The sequence below is a fragment of the Streptomyces sp. NPDC045778 genome (genome assembly GCF_056431945.1).
Genome location: NZ_JBWKJZ010000011.1, coordinates 89,138 through 111,143, shown reverse-complemented (window position 1 = coordinate 111,143; position 22,006 = coordinate 89,138). Strand labels below are relative to the sequence as shown.

General features: G+C 69.2%; 17 protein-coding genes, 1 tRNA gene and 1 pseudogene. 12 read left to right on the top strand and 7 right to left on the bottom strand.

From position 1 onward, the window contains the following. The first annotated feature begins 1,064 nt into the window (after positions 1–1,064). Positions 1,065–1,739 carry a Crp/Fnr family transcriptional regulator gene (locus AC07GB_RS16370; protein ID WP_006382668.1) on the top strand — a complete coding sequence of 225 codons (675 nt, stop codon included), beginning with the start codon at positions 1,065–1,067 and terminating at the stop codon, positions 1,737–1,739. Positions 1,740–1,875: 136 nt separating this feature from the next. On the opposite strand, the gene AC07GB_RS16365 is transcribed toward AC07GB_RS16370, so the two are convergent. From AC07GB_RS16365 to AC07GB_RS16350, 4 genes are all read right to left on the bottom strand, one after another. Next, positions 1,876–2,706: an MBL fold metallo-hydrolase gene (locus AC07GB_RS16365; RefSeq protein WP_478845830.1), complete on the bottom strand. Its 831-nt coding sequence runs from the start codon at positions 2,704–2,706 to the stop codon at positions 1,876–1,878. A 49-nt stretch (positions 2,707–2,755) separates the two neighbouring features. After that, on the bottom strand, positions 2,756–3,622 hold the full coding sequence (locus AC07GB_RS16360; RefSeq protein WP_478845828.1) for an NUDIX hydrolase: 867 nt from the start codon (positions 3,620–3,622) through the stop codon (positions 2,756–2,758). A gap of 91 nt (positions 3,623–3,713) precedes the next feature. Continuing rightward, positions 3,714–4,178: a RidA family protein gene (locus tag AC07GB_RS16355; protein ID WP_478845826.1), complete on the bottom strand. Its 465-nt coding sequence runs from the start codon at positions 4,176–4,178 to the stop codon at positions 3,714–3,716. Next, positions 4,175–4,336, bottom strand: a complete 162-nt coding sequence (locus AC07GB_RS16350; protein WP_003975360.1) for a Sp36 family protein — start codon at positions 4,334–4,336, stop codon at positions 4,175–4,177. Before AC07GB_RS16350 ends, AC07GB_RS16355 begins: the two co-directional genes overlap by 4 nt. 82 nt (positions 4,337–4,418) lie before the next feature. Between AC07GB_RS16350 and bagA the strand changes: the two genes are divergently transcribed. Beyond that, on the top strand, positions 4,419–5,393 hold the full coding sequence (bagA, locus tag AC07GB_RS16345; protein ID WP_478845824.1) for an ATPase BagA: 975 nt from the start codon (positions 4,419–4,421) through the stop codon (positions 5,391–5,393). A 63-nt stretch (positions 5,394–5,456) separates the two neighbouring features. Then, positions 5,457–6,953: an ATPase BagB gene (bagB, locus tag AC07GB_RS16340; RefSeq protein ID WP_478845822.1), complete on the top strand. Its 1,497-nt coding sequence runs from the start codon at positions 5,457–5,459 to the stop codon at positions 6,951–6,953. A gap of 111 nt (positions 6,954–7,064) precedes the next feature. Here bagB and AC07GB_RS16335 read toward each other — a convergent pair whose 3' ends face one another. Beyond that, a complete protein-coding gene (locus AC07GB_RS16335) occupies positions 7,065–7,409 on the bottom strand; it encodes a WhiB family transcriptional regulator (protein WP_190133954.1) in 345 nt (114 codons plus the stop codon). A gap of 438 nt (positions 7,410–7,847) precedes the next feature. Here AC07GB_RS16335 and AC07GB_RS16330 point away from each other — a divergent pair, with 438 nt between their 5' ends. Continuing rightward, a complete protein-coding gene (locus AC07GB_RS16330) occupies positions 7,848–10,028 on the top strand; it encodes a transglycosylase domain-containing protein (RefSeq protein WP_478845820.1) in 2,181 nt (726 codons plus the stop codon). A 633-nt stretch (positions 10,029–10,661) separates the two neighbouring features. Here AC07GB_RS16330 and AC07GB_RS16325 read toward each other — a convergent pair. Further along, positions 10,662–11,129 (bottom strand): GatB/YqeY domain-containing protein, encoded by a 468-nt coding sequence (locus AC07GB_RS16325; protein ID WP_478845818.1) that lies wholly within the window; start codon positions 11,127–11,129, stop codon positions 10,662–10,664. 110 nt (positions 11,130–11,239) lie between these two features. Between AC07GB_RS16325 and AC07GB_RS16320 the strand changes: the two genes are divergently transcribed. Beyond that, entirely contained in the window at positions 11,240–12,175 is a 936-nt protein-coding gene (locus tag AC07GB_RS16320) for a metallophosphoesterase (protein WP_478845816.1), read from the top strand. Between the two features lie 109 nt (positions 12,176–12,284). Next, a tRNA-Pro gene (locus AC07GB_RS16315) sits at positions 12,285–12,358 on the top strand. Positions 12,359–12,614: 256 nt separating this feature from the next. On the opposite strand, the gene AC07GB_RS16310 is transcribed toward AC07GB_RS16315, so the two are convergent. Next, positions 12,615–12,935 carry a hypothetical protein gene (locus AC07GB_RS16310; protein WP_478845814.1) on the bottom strand — a complete coding sequence of 107 codons (321 nt, stop codon included), beginning with the start codon at positions 12,933–12,935 and terminating at the stop codon, positions 12,615–12,617. Positions 12,936–13,909: 974 nt separating this feature from the next. On the opposite strand from AC07GB_RS16310, the pseudogene AC07GB_RS16305 reads away from it, so the two are divergent. The 6 genes and pseudogenes from AC07GB_RS16305 to AC07GB_RS16280 form a co-directional block, all read left to right on the top strand. Then, positions 13,910–14,264, top strand: a pseudogene (locus tag AC07GB_RS16305) (glycosyltransferase); the annotation flags it as partial. Positions 14,265–14,622: 358 nt separating this feature from the next. After that, complete coding sequence (locus AC07GB_RS16300) at positions 14,623–15,264, top strand: hypothetical protein (protein ID WP_478845812.1); 642 nt, start codon at positions 14,623–14,625, stop codon at positions 15,262–15,264. A 2-nt stretch (positions 15,265–15,266) separates the two neighbouring features. Continuing rightward, positions 15,267–16,358 (top strand): hypothetical protein, encoded by a 1,092-nt coding sequence (locus AC07GB_RS16295; RefSeq protein WP_478845810.1) that lies wholly within the window; start codon positions 15,267–15,269, stop codon positions 16,356–16,358. 81 nt (positions 16,359–16,439) lie between these two features. Then, complete coding sequence (locus AC07GB_RS16290; protein WP_478845808.1) at positions 16,440–16,751, top strand: hypothetical protein; 312 nt, start codon at positions 16,440–16,442, stop codon at positions 16,749–16,751. 7 nt (positions 16,752–16,758) lie between these two features. Continuing rightward, positions 16,759–21,225, top strand: coding sequence for a DUF6531 domain-containing protein (locus AC07GB_RS16285; protein WP_478845806.1), 4,467 nt, complete (start codon positions 16,759–16,761; stop codon positions 21,223–21,225). A 60-nt stretch (positions 21,226–21,285) separates the two neighbouring features. After that, positions 21,286–21,642, top strand: a complete 357-nt coding sequence (locus tag AC07GB_RS16280; RefSeq protein ID WP_161235438.1) for a hypothetical protein — start codon at positions 21,286–21,288, stop codon at positions 21,640–21,642. Positions 21,643–22,006 lie beyond the last annotated feature (364 nt).

The following is a 22,006-nucleotide window of genomic DNA, read 5'->3' as shown; positions in this document are numbered from 1 at the left end:
GCAGCGGACGGGCGGCGACGACGGGTGAGGACCACGGGCGACGACGACAGGCAGCGACAGGCGGCGACGGGCGACGACGACAAGCGGCAGCGACGGGCGACAGGGTAGGCAGCGGACAGGCAGCGGACAGGCAGCGACGACAGGCAGCTGGCAGGCGGCGGTGACAGGCAGCGGGCAGGCGCGGTGACAGGCGGGGACCACGGGCGGCGGCAGGTGGCGACCACGGGCGGCGACGGCAGGTGGCGGCAGGCGAGGACGACAAGCATTGACGGCAGGCGACGGCGACAGGCGACAACGGCAGGCAGCGGGCGGGCGGCGGCGACAGGCGGCGACCACGGCAGGCTGCGACGACGGGCGGCGGGGGCAGGCGACGACGACGGGCAGCGGCGACAGGCAGCGACGGGCGACGGCGGGCGACGACGGGCGACGGCGGGCGACGACGACAGGCAGCGGCAGGCGACGACGACGGGCGGCGGCGGCCTCGGGCGGCCGGGGCAGGTGGCGGCAGGCGAGGACGACAGGCAATGACGGCGGGCGGCGGTGACAACGGCAGGCAGCGACGACGGCAGGCGACGACGACGGGCGACGACGGCAGGCGGCGACAGGCGGCGACCACGGCAGGCGGCGACAGGCGGCGGGGGCTGGTGGCGGCAGACGAGGGCGACAGGCAATGACGACGGGCGGCGGCGACAACGGCAGACGGGTGCGCGCTGGGGTGCGCTCCCCTCCCCGCGCCCCTCGCGCCCCCACCCCCACCCCACCCGAAGGCCGATTTGTCCGTTTCCCAGCAGTGGCGGAAGCGTGTTCGCCCACAGCAGAATTGTCCTGCGTAACCACGCCGCGCGCCGCCGTGGCCTGTGTTCTCACGGGCCCGGAGGCGGATGTCCGGCTCTCGGCCGGGCAGTCGTATCCGGAGCTGATCCCCCGGATCGGCCCCCAATTGGCCCCCTTCCGCATTGCCTCCGTCACAAGTGCGGCAGACTTGAGTGACTGATCACACTGTTTGAACCGTCCGGCAAACTGGGGGCACCGTCCCCTGATGCAGGTCGACAAGGAGAGAACTCGTGGACGACGTTCTGCGGCGCGCCCCGCTCTTCGCGGCGCTCGATGACGAGCAGGCCGCGGAGCTCCGCGCCTCCATGAGTGAGGTGACGCTCGCACGCGGAGACGCGCTTTTCCATGAGGGCGACCCCGGAGACCGGCTGTACGTGGTCACCGAAGGCAAGGTGAAGCTCCACCGCACCTCGCCCGACGGCCGCGAGAACATGCTCGCCGTCCTCGGCCCCGGCGAGCTGATCGGCGAGCTGTCGCTCTTCGACCCGGGCCCCCGCACGGCCACCGCCACCGCCCTCACCGAGGTCAAGCTGCTCGGCCTCGGCCACGGCGACCTCCAGCCGTGGCTCAACGCCCGCCCGGAGGTGGCCGCCGCCCTGCTGCGCGCCGTCGCCCGGCGCCTGCGCAAGACCAACGACCAGATGTCGGACCTCGTGTTCTCCGACGTCCCCGGCCGCGTGGCCCGCGCCCTGCTCGACCTGTCCCGCCGCTTCGGCGTGCAGTCCGAAGAGGGCATCCACGTGGTGCACGACCTCACGCAGGAAGAGCTGGCCCAGCTGGTCGGCGCCTCCCGCGAGACGGTCAACAAGGCCCTCGCGGACTTCGCGGGCCGCGGCTGGCTGCGCCTGGAGGCCCGCGCCGTGATCCTCCTGGACGTCGAGCGCCTGGCCAAGCGGTCACGCTGACCCCCGCCCCGTAGCGAACGCACCGTGCCCCTCGGGCGCGGTGCGTTCGGCGTACGTCCCACCGGCCCGCGCCCCGGCGGCGTACGTCCGTGGGCCCGGCAGCCAGGGGTACAACGGGCGCCAGGGCTCCCTGGGGCTAGATCAGGCCGTGTTCCTTGAGGTACTCCAGCTGCGCGAGCACCGACAGCTCCGCGGCGGGCCACAGGGAGCGGTCCACGTCCGCGTACACGTGCGCCACGACGTCGGACGACGTCACGAAGCCGTTCTCGACGGCCGTCTCCACCTGGGCGAGGCGGTTGGCGCGGTGCGCCAGATAGAACTCGACCGCCCCCTGGGCGTCCTCCAGGACCGGTCCGTGGCCCGGCAGGACCGTGTGCACGCCGTCGTCGACGGTCAGCGAGCGCAGTCTGCGCAGCGAGTCCAGGTAGTCGCCGAGCCGGCCGTCGGGGTGGGCGACCATCGTGGTGCCCCGGCCCAGGACCGTGTCACCCGTCAGGACGGCCCCGTCGGCCGGGAGGTGGAAGCAGAGCGAGTCGGCGGTGTGGCCCGGCGTCGGCACGACCCGCAGCTCCAGGCCGCCGGTGGTGATCACCTCACCGGCGGCGAGGCCCTCGTCGCCCAGGCGCAGCGCCGGGTCGAGGGCACGGACCTTGCTGCCGGTCAGCTCGGCGAAGCGGGCCGCGCCCTCGGAGTGGTCGGGGTGGCCGTGCGTGAGGAGGGTGAGCGCGACGCGCTTCCCGGCGCGCTCGGCGGTCGCGACGACCTCGGCGAGGTGCGCTTCGTGCAGCGGGCCCGGGTCGACGACGACCGCGAGGTCGGAGTCCGGTTCGGCGACGATCCAGGTGTTGGTGCCGTCGAGGGTCATCGCGGACGGGTTGGGCGCGAGGACGTTGACGGCGCGGTCGGTGGCGGGGCCGCTGAGCACCCCGCCACGGGGCTGGCCCGGCAGGGCCGCTGCTTCGGTCATGCGGGGGTGGCTCCCGTCGGCCTTGAGGTGGCCGGCGCGCGCGGCGGGGTCATGCCGCGCCGCCGGAGGGGATGTGCTTGGTGAACTCGTCGTGGCCCGGCCAGGTGAGCACCAGCTCCCCGCCTTCGAGCCGGGCGCGGGCCAGGACCGGGGTGAGGTCGCGCCCGGCGGCCGCGGCCACGGCGTCGGCCGCGGTCCGGTGCGGGGCGAGCTGGCGCAGGGTGGCGATGGTGGGCGGCATCATGACGAGTTCGCCGCGGTCGTAGCGGGCGGCGGCATCCGCGGGGCTGATCCACACCGTGCGGTCGGCCTCCGTGGAGGCGTTGCGGGTGCGCTGGCCCGCGGGGAGCGCGGCCACGAAGAAGAACGTGTCGTAGCGGCGCGGTTCGAACTCCGGGGTGATCCAGCGGGTCCACGCGCCCAGGAGGTCGCTGCGCAGCACCAGGCCGCGCCGGTCGAGGAAGGCGGCGAAGGACAGGTCGCGGGCCACGAGGGCCGCGCGGTCGGCCTCCCAGTCGTCGCCCGTGGTGTCACCGACGACGGAGTCCGGGCTCGGGCCCGCGAGCAGGACGCCCGCTTCCTCGAACGTCTCGCGGACGGCCGCGCACACCGTGGCCTGGGCGGCGGCCTCGTCGACGCCGAGGCGGGCGGCCCAGGCGGCGCGCGGCGGGCCCGCCCAGCGGACGGCGCGCTCGTCGTCGCGGGGGTCGACGCCGCCGCCCGGGTAGGCGTACGCGCCCGCGGCGAAGGGCATCGACGTACGGCGCCGGAGCATGTGCACCTCAGGGCCCGCGGGGGTGTCCCGCAGGAGCATCACCGTCGCGGCGGGGCGCGGGGACGCCGGGGTCAGGTCGCCGCTCGCCAGGGCGCGGACGCGGTCGGGCCACTCCGGGGGGTACCACTGCCCATCAGCCATGGGCGGAGGCTATCCGAGGTGGAGCGGATGTTCGAGGGCCCCTTGCGGGGGCGGGTGGACGGGAGGAGCCCCCGCCCAGCCGCCCGTGGCGCTACGGCTTCAGCTCCACCTGGATCTCGACCTCCACCGGGGCGTCCAGCGGGAGCACCGCCACGCCCACCGCGCTGCGCGCGTGCACGCCCGCGTCGCCGAGGGCCGCGCCGAGCAGCTCGCTCGCGCCGTTGAGCACGCCGGGCTGGCCGGTGAAGTCGGGGGCGGAGGCGACGAAACCGGTGACCTTCACGACCCGGGCGATCCGGTCCAGGTCGCCCGCGACGGACTTCACGGCCGCCAGGGCGTTGAGCGCGCACAGCCGGGCCAGGTCCTTGGCCTCGTCGGGCGTGACCTCGGCGCCGACCTTGCCGGTGACGGGCAGCTTGCCCTCCACCATGGGCAGCTGCCCGGCCGTGTACACGTACACCCCGGACCGCACGGCCGGCTGGTACGCCGCGAGCGGCGGGACGACCTCGGGCAGCGTGTGCCCCAGCTCCGCCAGCTTCGCCTCGACGCTGCTCATGCCTGCTTCTCGCGCTTCAGGTAGGCCACCAGCTGCTCCGGGTTGTTCGGGCCCGGGACGACCTGGACCAGCTCCCAGCCGTCCTCGCCCCAGGTGTCCAGGATCTGCTTCGTGGCATGGACGAGCAGCGGCACAGTTGCGTATTCCCACTTGGTCATACGGCGACTGTAATGCCTGGGAGCGGGCCGCTATGGACAGCCTCATGCGTAGCCCGCGCGGGGACTGGTTAGGCTCGAAGACGTGAGCAGGCTCCAGGTCGTCAGCGGCAAGGGCGGTACCGGCAAGACCACGGTCGCCGCGGCCCTCGCGCTCGCCCTCGCGACCGAGGGCAGACGCACCCTCCTCGTGGAGGTCGAGGGCAGACAGGGCATCGCGCAGCTCTTCGAGACGGAAGCGCTTCCGTACGAGGAGCGGAAGATCGCCGTGGCTCCCGGCGGCGGGGAGGTGTACGCCCTCGCCATCGACGCGGAGCTGGCGCTCCTCGACTACCTCCAGATGTTCTACAAACTCGGCGGCGCGGGCCGCGCCCTGAAGAAGCTCGGCGCGGTGGACTTCGCGACGACCATCGCGCCGGGCCTGCGGGACGTCCTCCTCACCGGCAAGGCCTGCGAAGCAGTCCGCCGCAAGGACAAGAACGGCCGGTACGCGTACGACTGCGTGATCATGGACGCGCCGCCCACAGGCCGCATCACGCGCTTTTTGAACGTGAACGACGAGGTCGCCGGGCTCGCGAAGATCGGCCCGATACACAACCAGGCCCAGGCCGTGATGCGCGTCCTCAAGTCCCCCGAGACGGAAGTGCACTTGGTGACGCTCCTGGAGGAGATGCCCGTCCAGGAGACCGCCGACGGCATCGCCGAGCTGCGCGCCGCGGGCCTGCCGGTGGGCCGCGTGATCGTGAACATGGTGCGCCCCGCGCCGCTCGACGAGGCCGCGCTCGACCTCGGCCTGGAGCACACCCCCCGCGCCGCCATCGCCGAGTCCCTCGCGGCCGCGGGCCTCGGGGGCGCCCGCGGGGCGGCCGGGCGGCTCGTGGGCCCGCTCCTGGACCAGGCCGCCGAGTACGCCGCGCGGCACGCCCTGGAGGGCTCCCAGCGGGAGGTCCTCGCCCAGCTCGGCCTGGACACGCACGAACTCCCGCTGCTGGCCGGCGGAATGGACCTCGCGGGTCTGTACGAGCTGGCCAAGGAGCTGCGCCACCAGGGGGCCGTGTGACCTGCCGCCGCCCGCACCCGGAAGCACCCACCCGGAAGCACTCACCCGGAAGCCAAGGAACTCATGAGCCTCGATCCGGCACGTGACCCGCTCGACGTAGACGCGCTGCTCGACGACCGCAAGACGCGCATCGTGGTGTGCTGCGGCTCGGGGGGCGTCGGCAAGACCACGACGGCGGCAGCGCTCGGACTGCGCGCCGCCGAACGGGGGCGCTCCGTCGTCGTGTTGACGATCGACCCCGCGCGCCGCCTCGCGCAGTCCATGGGGATCGACTCGCTGGACAACGTGCCCCGGCGCGTGGAGGACGTGAAGGGCGAGGGCGAGCTGTGCGCCATGATGCTCGACATGAAGCGCACCTTCGACGAGATCGTCGAGGCGCACGCGGACAAGGAGCGCGCGAGGGCGATCCTGTCCAACCCCTTCTACCAGTCGCTCTCCGCGGGCTTCGCGGGCACGCAGGAGTACATGGCGATGGAGAAGCTGGGCCAGCTGCGGGCCCGGGACGACTGGGACCTGATCATCGTGGACACGCCGCCCTCGCGCTCGGCCCTGGACTTCCTGGACGCGCCGAAGCGGCTCGGGTCGTTCCTCGACGGCAAGCTGATCCGGCTCCTGATGGCCCCGGCGAAGGTGGGCGGCCGGGCCGGCATGAAGTTCCTGAACGTCGGCATGTCGATGATGACGGGCGCCCTGGGCAAGCTGCTCGGCGGCCAGCTGCTGCGGGACGTGCAGACCTTCGTGGCGGCCATGGACACGATGTTCGGGGGCTTCCGCAAGCGCGCGGACGCCACCTACCGGCTGCTCCAGGCGCCGGGCACGGCGTTCCTCGTGGTGGCGTCGCCGGAGCGGGACGCGCTGCGGGAGGCGGCGTACTTCGTGGAGCGCCTCGCGGCGGACGACATGCCGCTGGCGGGTCTCGTACTGAACCGGGTGCACGGCAGTGGAGCGGTCGGCCTGTCGGCGGAGCGGGCGCTGGCGGCGGCGGAAAATCTTGAGGAGCGCGGCATTGTGGATCAGGAGGACGGGAAGGTTGGAGGGCGTAGCTCCTCCGAGGCTCCCTCCTCCGAGGCTCCCGTCTCAGCGGCTCCCACCTCCCCTGAGGATTCCGGCAGTTCAGCATCCAGCGCCACCCCGCCCGAAGGGCCCGAGACCGCGTCCGCAGCCGGTCCGGCCACGACAGCAGCCACGACAGCAGCCACGACAGCAGCCACGGCAGACTCCGGGACACCCAGCGCCGGGGCGTCCGACTCCGACAGTGACACGCCCGAAGGCGCCCCGTCGGCCGTCGACGCGTCCGCCAGCTCCTCCGGTCGGCCCGATGCGACCGACGCGTCCGTCGAGCGGCTGACCGCCGGTCTGCTGCGGCTGCACGCGGAGCGGATGCGCGTGATCGCCAGGGAGCGGCACACGCGTGACCGCTTCACGGCGCTCCACCCGGAGGTGGCGGTGGCCGAGGTGGCCGCGCTGCCGGGTGACGTGCACGACCTCGCGGGCCTGCGCGCCATCGGCGACCAGCTCGCGGCGGCACGCGGCACGGACGGCCCCGCCGGGGCCGCGTAGACCCCGGGCACGGCACCCCGAAGGCACCGGTGGCCCGGCACGGCTCCGGGGCCGCCCGAGAGCGGGGGCGGCACCCCTGGGAGCCGGTAGCAGGTGGTGCGTGACGTGGGGTCAGCCCACGGCCGCGTAGCTCTCGTACGTCTCCTCGTTGTCCAAGTCCACGGGCAGCAGGCCCGCGCCGCGCTCGTACTCCGAGCGCGCTGTCTCAAGGAGCCTGCGCCACGAGGTGACCGTGGGGCGCCTGCGCAGCAGGGCGCGGCGCTCCCGCTCCGTCATGCCGCCCCACACGCCGAACTCGACGCGGTTGTCCAGCGCGTCGGCCAGGCACTCGGTCCGCACCGGGCAGCCGGTGCACACCGCCTTGGCCCTGTTCTGCGCTGCTCCTTGTACGAACAGTTCATCCGGATCGGTAGTGCGGCAGGCGGCCTGCGCACTCCAGTCGGTTACCCAGCCCATACCGGCGCCGTCCTCTCCCGAATCGAGGCTCCCCCACGGCGGCAGCGGCATATTCACCGCCGCCAGTTGAGGACGTTACGGAAGGTGGGCACAGCGCAACACCCCCTTCGGGCCCAATCTTGAATGGCCCGAACGGACTATGCGTAAGCGGCAGATCACCCGACGGAGTGAGCTGGCGACATGCGTGACCAACCCGGCAAACACGGGCAGTTCAGTTGGGCCACAGCGGACACGGGGCGACGCATGAGGCGGATCCGGACAGGGCGCGGGCCCAGCGGCCGTGTACGGGCCGTGACCGAATCGCGGGCGGGACATGCCGGACGCACGGAAAAGGCCGACGTAGGACTTGGTGCGGTACCGCACTGCTGTGACAGTTGAGAGCAGCTTAGGCCAAGGCATATACGCGTGTCCGGCGAATCAGAACGTAGGCTGCCCTCCATGGGAAACAAGCGATCGGGCGGTGGTCTGTCCCCTGCGCAGCAGGCCGCCAAGTTCCTGGGCGTCAGCGTGCTCGCCGGCGCGGTGCTCGCCGGGATCGCGCTGCCCGCCGTGGGGGTGATCGGGCTCGCGGCCAAGGGGTCGGTCGAGGGCTTCGACGAGATCCCGGCGAATCTGAAGCGGCCGCCGCTGAGCCAGCGCACCACGATCCTGGACTCCGCGGGCGGCCCCATCGCCACCGTCTACTCGCGCGACCGCACGGTGGTCCCGCTGAAGCGCATCTCCCCGTACATGCAGAAGGCGATCGTCGCCATCGAGGACGCGCGGTTCTACGAGCACGGCGCGGTGGACCTCAAGGGCATCCTGCGCGCGCTGAACCAGAACGCGCAGAGCGGCGGCGTCGCCCAGGGCGCCTCGACGCTCACCCAGCAGTACGTGAAGAACGTCTTCGTGGAGGAGGCCGGCGACGACCCCGCGAAGGTCGCCGAGGCCACCCAGCAGACGCTCGGCCGCAAGATCCGCGAGCTGAAGTACGCGATCCAGGTCGAGGAGGAGCTGGGCAAGAAGCGCATCCTCAAGAACTATCTGAACATCACGTACTTCGGTCAGGCGGCGTACGGCGTCGAGGCCGCGTCCCAGCGCTACTTCTCCAAGCCGGCCAAGAACCTGAAGTTGCAGGAGGCCGCGCTGCTCGCGGGCATCGTGCAGTCCCCGAGCCGCTACGACCCGGTGAACGACGCTACGGAGGCCAAGCAGCGGCGCAACGTCGTGCTCCAGCGCATGGCCGACACGCACGACATCTCGCAGGGCGAGGCCGACCGCGCCAAGAAGACCCCGATCCGCCTGGACGTGAGCCGCCCCAAGAACGGCTGCATCACCGCCGTGAAGGGCGCCGGGTTCTTCTGCAAATACGTCGAGAAGGTCTTCAAGAACGACCCGGCCTTCGGCAGGACCAAGGAAGCCCGCGCCAAGCTCTGGAACCGCGGCGGTCTGCGGATCAGGACGACCCTCGACCCGCAGGCCCAGCGCTCCGTGCAGGCCTCGATAAAGGATCACGTCTACCAGACCGACGAGGTGGCGACCGCCGCGACCATCGTCGAGCCGGGCACCGGCAAGATCCTCGGCATGGGCCAGTCGCGGCCCTTCGGCTACGGCAAGAACGAGACCGAGATCAATCTGTCCGTCGACCAGTCGATGGGCGGCGGCGCGGGCTACCAGCCCGGTTCGACGTTCAAGCCGATCGTGGCCGCGGCCGCCCTGGAGCGGGGCATCTCAGCGGGCAAGCGCTACTCGGCCCCGTACGAGATGCCGTACCCGTCGAGCGTCGCCGCGTGCGACGGCAAGACGTGGCGGAACGACCCCGTCCGGCCCGCGAAGCTCACCAACGAGAACGAGGCCGAGGTCGGCCCCTACCGCCTGCGGGAGGCCACCGCGAAGTCGGTCAACACCTACTTCGTGCAGATGATCGGCGACATCGGCATCTGCCCGGTCACCGAGATGGCCGGGAAGATGGGCGTCCAGCGGGCCAACGGCAAGCCGATGGACCAGGCCCCGTCGATCGCGCTCGGCACCCAGGAGGTGTCGCCGCTGACGATGGCGAGCGCGTACGCGACGTTCGCGGCGCGCGGTACGTACTGCACGCCGATCGCCATCGAATCGATCAGCACGATCGCGGGGAAGTCCCTGCCGGTGCCGAAGTCGACGTGCTCGCGGGCCATGTCGGAGCGGACCGCGGACACGATCAACACGCTCCTGAAGGGCGTCGTCGAGGACGGCACCGGCAGGCAGGCGGGCCTCGGCTCCCGCGACAGCGCGGGCAAGACGGGTACGACCGACTACCGGTACGCGGCCTGGTTCGCGGGCTACACCCCGAACATGTCGGGCGCGGTCTGGGTCGGTGACCCGGCCCACGAGCGCAAGATGATCGACATCTCCATCGGCGGCCGCGGCTACGGCAAGGTCTTCGGTGGCGAGGTCCCCGGCCCGATCTGGCGGGACGCCATGAGCGGCGCCCTGGAGGGCAAGGACGACCCGAGCTTCGACACGGTACGCCTGCCCGGCGACGGGGACCGCGACGACCACGACGGTGACGGGGGCGACGACGGTGACAGCGACGACGGTGGCGACGACGGCGGTGACGGTGACGACGGCAAGCCGGGCGATGGCGGGCGCCGTGACTGAGGCCGACTGAAGCCGGCTGAGGCCAACGGTCCGCACCGGGCTCCACGTTGACGGGGGCGGCCCCTGAGCACTGGCTCAGGGGCCGCCCCCGCTGCGTCGGGATGGGCGGTGATCAGCGGCTCGCGAGGAGGCGCTTGAGCGCGGCCGGGAAGGGCGGTGGTCAGCCGCCCGCGAGCAGGCGCTTGAGCGCGGCCTGGAGAGGCGGTGATCAGCTGCCCGCAAGCAGAGGCGCTTGTGGCCTGGGAAGGCGGTGGTCAGTCGCCCGCAAGCAGGCGCTTGACCGTGGCCGGGAGGCGGTGGCCAGCCGCCCGCAAGCAGGCGCTTGACCGTGGCCGGGAGAGGCGGTGGTCTGCCGCCCGCGAGCAGGCGCTTGAGCGCGGCCTGGAAAGACGGTGGTCTGCCGCCCGCGAGCAGGCGCTTGAGCGCGGCCTGGAGAGGCGGTGATCAGCTGCCCGCAAGCAGAGGCGCTTGTGGCCTGGGAAGGCGGTGGTCAGCCGCCCGCAAGCAGGCGCTTGAGCGCGGCCTGGAAAGACGGTGATCAGCCGCCCGCAAGCAGGCGCTTGACCGTGGCCTGGAGAGGCGGTGGCCAGCCGCCCGCGAGCAGGCGCTAGAGCGCGGCCTGGGAAGGCGGGGTCAGCCGCTCGCGAGGAGGCGCTTGACCGTGGCGGCGACGCGGCCGCCCTCGGCCTGGCCCGCCACCTTCGGGTTCACGATCTTCATGACCTGGCCCATGGCCTTCGGGCCCTCCGCGCCCGAGGCCTTCGCCTCGGCGACGGCCTCGGCGACGATCCTCTCCAGGTCGTCGTCGGAGAGCTGCTTGGGCAGATATTCGGCGAGCACCTCGCCCTCCGCGCGCTCGCGCTCGGCCTGCTCCGGGCGATTGCCCTGGGCGAAGGCGTCGGCCGCCTCGCGCCGCTTCTTCGCCTCGCGGGTGATCACCTTCTGCACCTCGTCGTCGGAGAGGACGCGCTTCTCCTTGCCCGCGACCTCCTCCTTCGTCACGGCGGCGAGCGTCATCCGGAGCGTCGAGGAGCGCAGCTCGTCACGCCCCTTGATCGCGGCGTTGAGGTCGTCCTGGAGCTTCGACTTGAGCGTGGTCATGGGGCAATTGTGGCAGGTGGACCGGGTGCGCGGCCCCTCCATTTCCGGGGGCGGCCACCGGGGGGCGACGGGGCGTCCAACAGGCGTGCCGGGTCTGACACGATGGAGGCATGCGCGCGCGATACGCAGTACCTCTGGGAATCACGGCGACGGCCGCGGCCGGAATCGCCTACTCGGTGGGCATCGAAGCCCGCTTCTTCCGGCTCAGGCGGGTGACGGTCCCCGTACTGCCGCAGGGGATGCGACCCCTGCGCATACTCCAGGTCTCCGACATCCACATGGTGTCCGGCCAGCGCAAGAAGCAGCGCTGGCTGCGCTCGCTCGCGGGCCTGCGCCCCGACTTCGTGATCAACACGGGCGACAACCTGTCGGACCCTGAGGGCGTCCCCGAGGTCCTGGACGCGCTGGGCCCGCTGATGGCCTACCCCGGGGCGTACGTCTTCGGCTCGAACGACTACTACGGGCCCACGCTCCGCAACCCCGCGCGTTACCTGCTCGAAAAGGTCCAGGGCCGCCACGGCCTGAACGGCAACGCGCCGGTGGTGGGCGCCGTCCACAACCCCTGGGAGGGCCTGCGGGACGGGTTCGACGAGGCCGGCTGGCTCAACCTCACCAACACCCGGGGCACCCTCAAGGTCGACGGCTACGAGATCGCGCTCACGGGCCTGGACGACCCGCACATCAAGCGGGACCGGTACGAGCGGGTCGCGGGCGGCCCCGACACGGGCGCGGACTTCTCGATGGGCGTCGTGCACGCCCCGTACCTCCGCTCCCTGGACGCCTTCACCGCCGACGGCTACCCGCTGGTCCTCGCGGGCCACACCCACGGCGGCCAGCTGTGCATCCCCTTCTACGGGGCCCTCGTCACCAACTGCGACCTCGACACGGACCGCGTGAAGGGCCTCTCCACGCACGAGGCCGGAGGCCACACCTCCTACCTCCACGTCTCCGCCGGCTGCGGCACCAGCCGCTACACCCCGCTGCGCTTCGCCTGCCCGCCCGAGGCCACGCTCCTGACCCTCACGGAGCGCCCCGCCCGCCCCTGACCCACCCCCTCCGGGAAACCGGATTTCGTCTCCGGGCGCCGGTCCGCTAAAGTAATCGATGTCGCCGCGACCTGCACAGCAGAGCTGACAGGCAGCGGAGCATCGACATCGGGGTGTGGCGCAGCTTGGCAGCGCGCTTCGTTCGGGACGAAGAGGTCGTGGGTTCAAATCCCGCCACCCCGACAGAGAAATAGCAGGTCAGGCCCGGTGCTGAGAGATCAGTGCCGGGCCTGATTTGCGTTGGGGGGCCATTTTGGGAGCCGACTTCGAGATGCGGCTCCCAGAACAGGGCCGGTCGCCCCAGAAGCGCCCCCAGCATTCGTAACTGCCCTCCGGCGCTGAGAAGAGCAGCCTCGCCCTCGGAAGCGCACGACGACCTTGCTCATACATCCGCGCTTCCGTAGCCTCCTGGCTCCACTAGCGACTCGGCGATCCAGTCCTACCGAGGAATGATCAAGTCGGTCAGCTGCGAAGGTGTGGGTCCCCTGTCTCGATAGACGAGGACGACCAATGCAAGGACAACGACTGGCAGGAGCGCAGTGAGCGCGCCCTCCGCCACCCCGACGAGCGAGGCTCCCACCATGACGAGGACCACGGTGACGCCTACTCCTGCCTGACGCAGGTGCTCCCGATGCACGACTGGTGTCGCGTCACCGATCTGCTCTCCGTCAAGGAGTTCACCGACCCGGCCTTCGGCATACCGTTCGGCGATCGTCAACAGCATGACCGTAAGGCCTTCCAACGCTTCCTTGGGGTGCATGTCCTGCCTTGCCTCGACTGCTCGTAAGGCCCCCACCACGCGTGCGATATGCGCCTTGGTCTTACGTTCCTGATGATCCCGAGCCTGTCCCCTCCGAGTGCGCGGCGCCCTCCACAACACTCGCTCGACGGTTCCCAGCGAGACACGTGGGCCATCCTCCCCGGGCCTGGCCTCTTGCCACTTCTTGCGCGCCCGCCCGCACTCGACATCAGTCAGTACCAGCACGACAACCGGCCAACAGCGCCAATAGCCGTCAGACCAACGCTGCTGCTGTTTCCGCTGCCGTTCTGTCGCCGCTCGGCGTTCCGGCCACTGCGCAGTCACGTGAAGGATTCGCGCGAGTAAGGGGAGCATGCGTACGGCCACAAGAACGATTACGATGCCCCGCAGCGACTCAAATACGTCGATCGGCCCCTGCCAGGAACGGACCTCATCGGGAGACGATCCAGTCCCTCACTGCAGGCACCATGTGCCAGGGTCCGGGCGGCGGTTCTGGGGCATCATGCCGATCAGCACTGTACGCAGCGAAGAATGATGCGGTATTCCAGACCAAGTAGCCGCATCCAGCAAACATCGCCGCAACGCTAGGTATCGCCACCTGCGCCGCATGCCACCATCGCAAGATCCAATCAGGGGTCAGACCCTGCCCAGCTGGAACTCTGTCCGCAACTGCGGCCGGGAGCACCTCCCGGGCCTCGTCGAATAGCGGTTGCGCATGACGAGCCGCGAGAGCGAGCCGCCCACGTCTCACTGTGCGTACGGCACTCGTCCATGCGTGGATCGCCCGCCTGCGGAGCGGGGGATATGAATAGATCACCGGCGCAGATACCAGTGCCGCCAACAACATCCACGAGATGAGTCTCTCCACGACAGACAGTCTGGCGTCCACCACTGACAGTCGGCCCCGCCTCAGGAACAAGCAGGCGCCTGACGACGCAGAAGTCTGGCTTTACCTCGCTTCAACTAGCGCGCCCGCCACCTTCCTCGACCTCCCGGCCGGAAGCCCCGGCGGCGGCGTCGAACTTTTCCCCGGCCTCTGCACCGGCGACAAACCCCTCATCCCGCACGAGCCTTCATGCTGGCCCCCGCCATGCCCAGACCCCAACTACCACCCGGCTCCACCTGCTGACGGTGGCCCCAAAGTACCTGGAGGGCGCCGTCTTCGGTCGCTACGTCGCAGCTCTGCGCCAAGCCTTGGTTACCGTGATCGATCCAGCAGAGATCGGCGTACTGCACCTGCAACACCTCACGTTCGGCGCCACTCCCGCCCTGATCTGGGCCCTGCCGGCCCACCCCAGGATCGCCCTCGTTCACGGCACCGACCTGCTCCCCGTGGTCCTCAAGGGCCGTAACGCTGCGCGGCAGGTCATGTACGGCGACACCTGGCGGTCATCGCTCACGGTGGACATCGGAGCAGGTCAGTTCCTCTACGTCGAGAGGTACTCGCCCGCCCACGTGGTGACCGGGAAGGACCTCAACAGCCAGCCAGGTGCGCAAGGTGGCTGGACAGGTGCTGGGGAATCTGGAGAAGGGGCGTGCGTAGCGGAATCACCGCACTCTCCACCTGAACCAGTGCGGTTCAGCACAGCTACGTCTCAGCCAAAGCCCGACCCGCTCTCATGGTCACCGGGTGGTCACGGATAGCGTTGCTTCGCTCGGGTTAACCCTCACCTCACCGGAGACAACAGTGACTCGCTCGACCCGGCTCGTCGCGGCCGCGCTCACCGCATCCGCGGCCCTGCTGCTGAGCGCCTGCGGCGGCTCGGACGACGACAAGGACAACAAGAAGATCGCCGGGGCGGACACGGAATCAAGTGCCAGCCCGTCGACCTCCGCTACGCCCTCCGACACGGCAGCAGGCCGCCCAAAGATCACGCTCCCCAAGAGCTTCCAGGCCGACTTCCAAGGGTGGACGAACTCGGACCCCAAGAAGCAGGCGATCTTGAATGACGGCAAACAGGAACTGCTGGCCGAGTACGCCGCAATCATCGAGGGAAACCCGGACTCCGAGGCGCTGGCCTTCTACACCGACGAAGCCGCCGGCCAGTCGGCCCGCAAATGGATCAAGGGCTTCGTTGACAAGGACTTGGTTCTGACCGGCCGCGCCACGGTGTCAAAGCCGCAGGTGAGCATCGCCGATGACGGCAGCGGCGTGTTGTTCTACTGCGTCGACGAGAGCAAGGGCTCCACCAAGAACACGAAGACCGGCAAGGTCGAGCACACACCCCAGAACTCCAAAGCGCGCGTCCAGTACCGCAACCGGCTCGACAAGACGCCACAGGGTGTGTGGAAGACGCGCTACTCGGAGACCGACCGGGGAGGCTGCTGAGCATGGCGCGCCCCTATAGGACAGCGCGCCTGCTACTTGCCTCAGCGCTCGTCGTCGTCGCGGTGCCCGGCACGGCCCACGCGTTCGGCGAGGACGACAAGTCCAAGCAGCCGAGCAAACCCTCAGGCCCCAGTGGCGACGCCTCCGGCAAATCGCTCATGGCCTCGGTGTCCAACTCGAAGATAACGCTCACGTACCCCGGCGGCCGAACAGCGAAGGCTTCCGTGGGCGAGCTCACCTCGGTGGACCCCAACTGGGAGCCACCGGCGTGCTGGTACGAGCCTGCTTTCTCACCGGAGGAGCTCAAGGATGCGGTTGCCGCCGGTGAGGGCGGTCTGGTCAACGCGCACGTCTGGTGGAGCAACGGCCTCTGGGTGGACCACTACGAGAAGGGGAAGCCGGACAGCAACTTCGACCTGACTCTGCCCGAGGACACCAGCGCCGACGGCTACAAGGACTACAACCTCGGCAAGAAGGGCATGTTCTGGCGCAGCGTGGTCCGAGAAGGGCGCTACCAGGATTCCGCAGCGTGGGAGTGCGGCCGCATCATGTTCTGGCAGGATGCCGGCACCATCCCCAAGGACAAGCACGCCCCAACCCCAGAGACGCTCGCCGCGTTCGCCTACGACAAGATCAAGGTCCCGGACACCGAGGTCGAGCTGAAGCCGCAGGCCAAGTCGACGGTGAATCTGCCCACTTGGGCGTGGCTAGACAAGGGAACCTTCAAGGACGTCACAGTCCGCGCCGACCTGCCGGGCACCGGTCTGTGGGCGGCGACCACAGCAAAGCCGGTCGCCCTGCATCTGGAGCCCGGTACCGACGATGCGGAAACCCACCCCGCCTCCGGTGACTGCGAGATCAACGACAACGGCTCGATCGGCGCCCCGTACACCAAGGGCGCCTCTGGTGAAGTCCCGCCATGCGGCATCACGTATCTGCGGGCCGCCGACGGGAAGCCGTATCAACTCAAGGCATCGATCACCTGGGAAATCTCCTGGGAGGGCACCGGCGGCGCGAAGGGCGACCTGCCCAACGGCACCTTCGAGACGACCCAGGACATGAACGTCCAGGAAGTCCAGTCCGTCAACCGCTGACCACGGTGGCGGCCGACGAGCACACAACGCACAACGCGACACACTCGGGACCATCTCAACCCACGGGGGCGGGCACAACGCATGGCGGACTTGAAGAAGGACGCGGAAGCCCTGCACAAGGCGGCCTCCGCGCTGGGCAAGGTCGACCACCACACCACCAAGCCGCTGCACGACTTCAAGGCCGCCTCGCACGACCTGTCCGTCTTCGGCGTGCTGGGCACCCTGATGAGCGCCAAGGACGACATCCAGGACGGCATGGACACCATCGCCAAGCTCACCAAGGACCTGCACAAGGAGTGGGAGGCCGAGGCAAAGTTCATGGACGACGTCTCCGACGCCTTCGACCTGCTGGACGTCCTGCTGTCCGCCGCGGCCCGCGCCAAGAAGGGCTGAGCCGTACATGGGCTTCGACATCATCCCCGGCGACGCCGAGTTCGAAATTGACGCCGGGGACCTCAACCCCCTGCACTGGATCAACAAGGCCAACCACGCCTTCGGCAGCACCCTCGCCAGCAATCTGGAGTTCCTGGGCATCACCGACCCCGCCGTCGACCCGGACGGCATCCGGGAGGTAGCCAAAAAATGGCGAGCCCTGGCCAAGGGCCTCGATGCCGCCGCCCACGCCGCCGAGTCGGCACTCAAGGACCTGGAGTGGGAGGGCAAGGCCGCCAAAGCTCTGCACAAGCGGGCCAAAGCCAGTCGCACGCAGGCCACCGACATGGCCGACTCCCTGCGCCAGGGCGCCAAGGCACTGGACGACTTCGCCGACGAGGCCCACGACCTGCTGACCGAGATCGGTGTCATCCTCGCGGAGATCGCCGAGTTCGAGATCGCCGGCCTGGCCCTGTCGGTACTGACCGGTGGCCTCTCCGCAATAGCCGGCAGCCTTGCGGCCGGGGCACGGGCTGCGAAGGTCGTGGCGCTGATCGCCCGGATCGAGGAATCCGGCAGCCGTATGGCCCGGGTCATCCGCACCGTCATGGAGGCCATCCGCGGCCTGGAGCGGGCGCTGAAGGCCCTCGGGGAGATCAAGACGATCGCCAAGGCCGGCAAACTCGCAGGTGAGGGCATGAAGTTCTCCGCCTTCGACGCGTTGTTGCAGGAACCGGGGACGTTCAAGGATCCGGACAAGCTCGCGGAGACCCTGGCCCTGGGAGCCGCTTTCGGAGTCGGTGCGGGCGGTCTGGGCAAGCTCCTCGGCAAGGGCCTGGGCAAACTCAAGCCCAGCGAGCTCGCGAAACTCGGCAAGACTTTGGGACTCGACGGCTCTGGTCTGTCCCGACTCAAGCTGCGCCCATCGGAATGGGAGAAGCTGCCCGCCTCCATCAAGGCAGTCCTCAAGAAGTGCGCCCTGGACCCGATCGACGTCGCCACCGGCGACATGCTGCTGCCCCAGACCGACGTCCAGCTGCCGGGCACCCTGCCCCTGGTGCTGGAACGCACCCACCTCTCGTCGTACCGCTGGGGCGGCTGGTTCGGCCCCAGCTGGGCCTCCACCCTCGACCAGCGCCTCCAGGTCGACGAGGGCGGGATCACCTACGCCGCGCCCGACGGTGCCCGGCTGAGCTACCCGCTCCCCGCGCCCGACGGAGAGGCTCCCGTCCACCCCGAGCTCGGCCCTCGAGCACCCCTGACCTGGGACACCGAGGTCGAGGGCGCCCTGCGCCTCACCGATCTCGACACCGGCCTCGCCTACGTCTTCCACTCCCCGTGCCCCGCTGATGACGGACAGGCGGTCGATCTGCCCCTGCAGGCCATCGTGGACCGCAACGGCCAACGCATCACCGTGCACTACACCGCCGACGGCACCCCGGTGGAGGTCGCTCACAGCGGCGGCTACCGCATCGCTCTCGACCATCACAGCGACCTGCCCCGCATCAGCGCCCTACGCCTGCTCGATCCGGAACAACCCGACGGCCGCGGCACGACCCTCGTCTCGTACGGCTACGACGCCCAGGGGGACCTGATCGAGGTCACCAACTCCTCCGGCCTGCCGCTTCGGTTCACCTACGACGCCGAGGGCCGCATCACCTCGTGGACCGACCGCAACGACACCACCTACACGTACACCTACGACGAGCGGGGCCGCGTTGTCCGCACTGAGGGCAGCGACGGATTCCTCTCCGGCACTTTGTCCTACGACGACGCAGCGCACACGACGCGCGTCACCAACGGGCTCGGCCACACGATTTGCTACGAGCACAACGACGCCTACCGCCTGATCCGCGAGACCGACCCCCTGGGCAACACCACACATCAGGAATGGGACGAGGATCATCGGCGGATCGCGATCACCGACCCACTCGGCCACACCACCAGATACACCTACGACGACCGCGGTCATCCGACCGGCGTCATCCGCCCCGACGGCCACACGATCACGGTCACCCGCAATGATCTCGGCTTGCCCGTCGAGGCTGTCAACGCCGACGGCGCCACATGGCGCCGCGAGTACGACACCCGCGGCAACCTGACGGCGGTGACCGACCCCACCGGCGCCGCAATCCGCTGCACCCACACGCCCGAAGGCCACCTCAGCACCGTCATTGACGCACTTGGCAATACCACTCGTATCGAGTGCGACAGGGCGGGCCTGCCGCGGAAGGTCATCGACCCTCTGGGCGCGGTGACCAGATACACCCGTGATGCCTTCGGCCGCCCGACCTCCATCACGGACCCGCTCGGTTCGATAACCCGCCTGGAGTGGACACCCGAGGGCAAGCTCGCCCGCCAGCAGGATCCGGACGGCGCGGTGCAGCTGTGGACGTACGACGGCGAAGGCAACTGCCTGACCCGCACCGACGCGCTCGGCCAGACAACCACATTCGAATACACCGCCTTCGACCTTCTGGCTGCCCGCGTCGATCCCGACGGCAGCCGCTACACCTTCACCCACGACCTCGAGCTACGCCTGACCCAGGTCACCAACCCTCAGGGCCTGAACTGGGATTACACCTACGACCCGGCTGGTCGCCTGACGGCCGAGACCGACTTCGACGACCGCACCATCACCTACACGCACGACGCCGCAGGCCGCACCACCGCACGCACCACTCCCCTCGGCGACGTCGTCGGCTACACCTATGACGCGCTCGGTCGGCTCACGGAGAAGGACGCCGCCGGACTCCTCACTCGGTACAGCTACGATCCGGCCGGGCGAATGCTGGCAGCCGCCAACACGGACCACGAGCTGGCTCTTACGTACGACTCCGCAGGCCGCCTCATCGCGGAGTCGACCGACGGGCGTACCGTCCGGCACACCTATGACGCCGTGGGGCGCCCCGTGCGCCGCACGACGCCGACGGGTGCCACGACCAGCTACGCGTACGACGCGGCAGGTAACCGCACCGAACTGGTCACTCCCACCGGTCATGCCCTCAGCTCCAGCCACGACCTCGCCGGGCAGGAACTCCTGCGCACCCTGGACGATGGCACCCTGACCATTGCGCAGTCCTGGGACCCCACCGGCCGCCTGACCCAGCGACGCCTGGTCGGTGGGACGGGCGCCTCACACACCCGCGACTACAGCTACCGAGCCGATGGCTACCTCGCGCTCGTGGAGGACAGCCGCAGCGGCCCCAGCCGCTACGACCTCGACCCGCTCGGCCGGGTCACGGGTGTGAGCGCACGCAAGTGGTCCGAGACCTACGCCTACGACGCTGTCGGCAACCAAATCTCGGCTGCCTGGCCGGATACCCGCCCAGACGACAACGCCTGCGGCGAGCGGAACTACAACGGCACCCGTCTCATCACTGCGGGGAGTATCCGCTACGAATACGATGCCGCCGGCCGCCTTACGCTGCGGCAGAAGACTCGCCTCTCCCGCAAGCCCGACGCCTGGCACTACGTCTGGAACTCCGACAACCAACTTACGGAGGTCACCACACCTGACGGAACTCGCTGGCGCTATACCTACGACCCGCTCGGGCGGCGAACGGCGAAGCTACGTCTCGCTGAGAATGGCGATTCGACCGTCGAGCAGACCACGTTCACCTGGGCCGGCTCGGTCCTCATCGAGGAAATCACCACCGCTCCGGAACAATGGCAGGGCTCGGTCGCCCTCACTTGGGACCACGATGGCCTGCACCCGGTCGGGCAGACAGAACGCCGTCTGGATGCGATCACGCAGGAAGAGATCGACGCCCGGTTCTTCGCGATAGCCACAGACCTCGTCGGCACCCCGACTGAGCTCATCGGCACCGACGGCAACATAGCGTGGCACACGCGCACCAGCCTGTGGGGCACTACTACATGGTCTCGACTGAGCTCCGCATACACCCCCTTGCGTTTCCCGGGGCAATACTTCGACCGGGAAACTGGCCATCACTACAACGTTCACCGATACTACGACCCTGCCACCGCCCGCTATCTCACACCCGACCCGCTCGGCCTTATCCCAGCCCCCAATGCCGTTACGTACGTGCGCAACCCCATGGCATGGGCGGACCCCATGGGCCTAGCCCCTTGCCTCGCCCTGGGGCTGAGCAACAAGGGGGAGCTGGCGCGATTCGCGGATGAGCATGGATTCAGGAATCTCATGCATATTCCTGACAGAAACGATGTGCTGGCCGTGGTGCGGCATATCGCGCACGAGCAGCCGAGCCGAAATATTCACGTACGACTGGACGGATTCATGATGGAGAACGGCAAGAAGGGGGCGCCGCAGGAGCTATTTGAGGACTTCTATAAGGCTGGGCGAGTCGGCGGGAATTGGATCACGACACAACGTGAGATGAACATCCTGGGAGAAGCTGTGCGACGCGGCGACAGGGACTGGAGCTCCATAACCTTCTGGCAGAATGGTGAGCGGGTCCATCTGACTCAGCCAGACTTTGCCGCACTGCGTCGCGCCGCAGGTATAGTTTAGGGCACCGAACGCCGTGCGGCACGTGAATGAGCGCGCACGAATGAATACGGAGCATCACGAATGCAGATCGCTAGCTGGGAACGCAACTTTCAGGTTTGGCACTTTACGTTCAGCTATGCGCAGCTTTTGCTGCGAAGCGGGCAGCGAGATGACATGGACAAGCGCATCGACGTGCTGTTTTCGAGAGTTCGCCACATGGAGCTCCCGCATGAGTTGACTGAGCTCACCATTGACGAGCTCCCGGCCTCAGAGAAGGACCTACCTGCAGGCGCTTCCATCGAGTACGGCGTTCCATGCAAGCTTTTCCTGATCAACGGTGGAATTGGGAAGATTTACGCCGGAGACTGCAAATGGCATGAAGATTATGAATGGCTCGATGCGCCATCGCATTTTGGCCCTCTTCGAGGGGTCAAGTGACGGATCGCCTCACAAGACCGCACTCCGTGAATACTGGGTATTCACATTGCGCATCCGAGAGGCATCCTCCGTGCGGCGAGGGAGGTAATACAACCCCGGTAAGCCTCTGAGGAGTGTGGACTTCAGGCTTCCATCGACGACCTATGGCTTTTGATCCCAATCCTGCTTCCGTGCTAGCCGAGACCGCCGTCCTGCGCCTCGGAAGAAGTGTGAGCAAGGGATGCGCAGCCACATGACGGCCCCGGTGCCAAGTCCTATCGCTTCGACTATCGTAAGCAATGGTAAACCATCGGATTCCTCGCCCCTGGGACACAGAGTTCTCGGGTATCGCGAGTGACGGACGGCTTTGGTGACGGGCGTTGAG

Coding starts and splice junctions, on each gene's coding strand:
- AC07GB_RS16330 (WP_478845820.1), top strand. CDS start 7,848: ATGGGAAACAAGCGATCGGGCGGTGGTCTGTCCCCTGCGCAGCAGGCC.
- AC07GB_RS16290 (WP_478845808.1), top strand. CDS start 16,440: ATGGCGGACTTGAAGAAGGACGCGGAAGCCCTGCACAAGGCGGCCTCC.
- AC07GB_RS16335 (WP_190133954.1), bottom strand. CDS start 7,409: ATGGGCTGGGTAACCGACTGGAGTGCGCAGGCCGCCTGCCGCACTACC.
- AC07GB_RS16350 (WP_003975360.1), bottom strand. CDS start 4,336: ATGACCAAGTGGGAATACGCAACTGTGCCGCTGCTCGTCCATGCCACG.
- AC07GB_RS16280 (WP_161235438.1), top strand. CDS start 21,286: ATGCAGATCGCTAGCTGGGAACGCAACTTTCAGGTTTGGCACTTTACG.
- AC07GB_RS16285 (WP_478845806.1), top strand. CDS start 16,759: ATGGGCTTCGACATCATCCCCGGCGACGCCGAGTTCGAAATTGACGCC.
- AC07GB_RS16295 (WP_478845810.1), top strand. CDS start 15,267: ATGGCGCGCCCCTATAGGACAGCGCGCCTGCTACTTGCCTCAGCGCTC.
- AC07GB_RS16325 (WP_478845818.1), bottom strand. CDS start 11,129: ATGACCACGCTCAAGTCGAAGCTCCAGGACGACCTCAACGCCGCGATC.
- AC07GB_RS16310 (WP_478845814.1), bottom strand. CDS start 12,935: ATGCACCCCAAGGAAGCGTTGGAAGGCCTTACGGTCATGCTGTTGACG.
- AC07GB_RS16355 (WP_478845826.1), bottom strand. CDS start 4,178: ATGAGCAGCGTCGAGGCGAAGCTGGCGGAGCTGGGGCACACGCTGCCC.
- AC07GB_RS16365 (WP_478845830.1), bottom strand. CDS start 2,706: ATGACCGAAGCAGCGGCCCTGCCGGGCCAGCCCCGTGGCGGGGTGCTC.
- AC07GB_RS16360 (WP_478845828.1), bottom strand. CDS start 3,622: ATGGCTGATGGGCAGTGGTACCCCCCGGAGTGGCCCGACCGCGTCCGC.
- bagB (WP_478845822.1), top strand. CDS start 5,457: ATGAGCCTCGATCCGGCACGTGACCCGCTCGACGTAGACGCGCTGCTC.
- AC07GB_RS16320 (WP_478845816.1), top strand. CDS start 11,240: ATGCGCGCGCGATACGCAGTACCTCTGGGAATCACGGCGACGGCCGCG.